This window comes from Dysgonomonas sp. ZJ279, from assembly GCF_011039205.1.
Lineage (GTDB): Bacteria > Bacteroidota > Bacteroidia > Bacteroidales > Dysgonomonadaceae > Dysgonomonas.
The window spans coordinates 1-2,632 of the sequence record NZ_JAAKEL010000050.1; the positions used below are offsets into that span (position 1 = coordinate 1).

2 protein-coding genes are annotated in these 2,632 nt (G+C 42.3%); both read left to right on the forward strand.

The features are described from left to right. Nucleotides 1–134 precede the first annotated feature (134 nt). Nucleotides 135–1,736 carry an IS21 family transposase gene (istA, locus tag G7Y57_RS17770; RefSeq protein WP_255491510.1) on the forward strand — a complete coding sequence of 534 codons (1,602 nt, stop codon included), beginning with the start codon at nucleotides 135–137 and terminating at the stop codon, nucleotides 1,734–1,736. A gap of 9 nt (nucleotides 1,737–1,745) precedes the next feature. After that, a complete protein-coding gene (gene istB, locus G7Y57_RS17775) occupies nucleotides 1,746–2,549 on the forward strand; it encodes an IS21-like element helper ATPase IstB (RefSeq protein ID WP_304487075.1) in 804 nt (267 codons plus the stop codon). Nucleotides 2,550–2,632 lie beyond the last annotated feature (83 nt).

The window sequence follows — 2,632 nt, forward strand, 5'->3', positions numbered from 1 at the left end:
TAATTGAAAAGTATACCACCGGTTAAGTAAAATCCGCTAGAGCTTCTAATAAAGCCCTGCATTTTACTAACAAATATTAACATTATAAATTCCTTTGTGTATGAAACACTAACACAGAGGGTAAAATGATAACAATGGTGGAAAAACAAACAATTATACATATGTACCGTACGGTGGGGTACAGTAAACGGGCTATAGCCAGAGAATTGGATATCAGCCGTAAGACCGTTCATAAAATCATTTGTGAGTATGAAGCATCTTTATCCTGTGCGGATCCGGAAGCCTCTCTGGAATCGATACTAACTATTCAATCACGCTATGATAGTTCCAAACGAGCTCGCCGTGTTATTACCGGTAGCCTGAAAGATTTAATAGACGATTGTTTAGACAAGAACACCCGTAAGCGTGCTATGGGGCTGAAGAAACAGTGCATGCGGGGTAAAGACATCTACGAACTGTTAATAGACAAAGGTTTCCAGGTCAGCTACACAGCGGTTTGTAAGTACATCGCTTCTGTTGCCACCGCGGGGAAAGAGGATAAATCCCGGGATACTTTTATCCGTGGCTATTACCCACCGGGAGAATCCTGTGAGTTTGACTGGGGTGAAGTCAAGCTTTACTTAAAAGGCAAACTTCACCGTCTTCAACTGGCCGTCTTTACCCTGAGCCATAGTAACGGGCGTTATGCCTGGCTGTTCCATCACCAGGACCAGTTAGCCTTCATGGAGTCTCATCGTAACTTCTTCGCCCAAGTAAAAGGTGTCCCCTGCATTATGGTTTATGACAATATGCGTGTGGCCATCAGAAAGTTTGCAGGACAAGAGAAAGAACCTACACAAACCCTGCTTCGCATGAGTAACTTCTACCGTTACCATTACCGCTTCTGTAATGCCCGTGCCGGCTGGGAAAAAGGGCATGTAGAGCGTTCAGTAGAGTATGTCAGGCGTAAAGCTTTCAGTTTTAATCTTCATTATACCTCTCTGGCAGATGCTCAATGCCACTTACTGAGTATATGTGAGAAGATTAACTCGCGCAGTGGCAGCCCCTCGACTATCAATAAAGTGGAGGAACTGGCAGCAGACCTTGCTGCATTAAAACCTTTTACCAATGAGATGGGATGCTTCCAGATGGCTGAGTACAAGGTAGACAAGTGGTCCACCATCTGTATGAACTGCTCCCACTACTCGGTTCCCGATACACTGGTAGGCAAAATGGTTACCGTTAAGATGTACTCCGAGAAACTGGTTGTCCTTTTTGGCAATGACAAAGTAGCCGTACATGAACGGATTTACTCCAGAGAGAAAGGGTGGTCCATCAAACTGGAGCATTATCTAAATACCCTGTTGCGAAAACCGGGAGCATTAAACACGTCTCTGGCATTAAAACAAATGCCGGTAAAAATACAGGCTTTGTTCAATAAACATTTTACAGACAAGGCCAGGGATTTTGTCTTCCTTTTACAGTATGCCAGGGATAACAATTTTAGCGATAATGATATAATAGAAGCGTACAGTTCATTGAAGGAACGAGGCCTGAGAAGTATATCGGCAGACCAGATCAAGGCCATGATGTATGCCAATAACGAACCGCAAGGAATATCGAATGAACCTCTCTATTTGGATGACAGCCATAAAAATGGATCTGCTCTGATCGAAGAGGGAGCCATGAAGATATTGATGGATCTCTCACGCATCATGGACACAGAAAACAATATAAAAATCATTACCAAAAACTAATAATCAGTTATGAGACAGGAAGTATTTAATATAAACAGTATGCAAATGGAAAATCTGAACGAAAAAGAAAAAGTTTTTAACTATGCCAAAGAGCTTAAGCTAACTGTCCTGCGGGATGAGCTCGATGACTTTATTACTCAGGCAACTGATGAGAACTGGTCGTACCGGGCATTGATATGTCAACTGTTAACCAAGGAAATGGACATGCGTATCGAGGCTCGCCGTAAACAGCGTATCAGGATAGCCGGATTCCCCGAACTAAAGTACCTTCAGGAACTGGTAAGGCAAGAGCTGCCTAAAGATGCACAAACAGCACTGCCTGAGTTGGAAACCTTACAATTTATTAAGGAAGGACGCAATATCGTATTTTGCGGTAATCCCGGAACCGGTAAAACACATATGTCAATTGGACTGGGTATTAAAGCCTGTCTGGAGGGCTATACTGTCTTTTTTACTTCTGTTCCCAGGCTGCTTACGCAAATCAGGGAATGTAGGTCGCAAAAGAGTCTCAGACTGCTTGAATTACGCTTCCAAAACTATGATATGGTCATCTGTGACGAGTTTGGATATGTATCGTGTGACAAAGAAGGAGGCGAATTACTCTTTAACCACCTATCCCTGAGAGCAGGAAAGAAATCAACAATCATTACTACAAATCTCGCTTTTGACAGGTGGGGCGAAATAGTAAAGGATAAAGTACTCGTGGCGGCTATGGTAGACAGGCTAACCCATAAAGCATACCTTATCAACATGAATGGACAGTCGTACAGAGTTAAAGAAACTAAAAAAATGTTACAACCTGATGAAGAATAAATATCTTTAGCCAATCTCATCCGAGACACTTAGTGGTATACTTTTCAATTACTAAGTGGACTACTTTTCAATTATATTATACA

What these genes read in the sequence shown, in the direction of transcription:
- istA (WP_255491510.1), top strand. Translation starts at nt 135, where the DNA reads ATGGTGGAAAAACAAACAATTATACATATGTACCGTACGGTGGGGTAC.
- istB (WP_304487075.1), top strand. Translation starts at nt 1,746, where the DNA reads ATGAGACAGGAAGTATTTAATATAAACAGTATGCAAATGGAAAATCTG.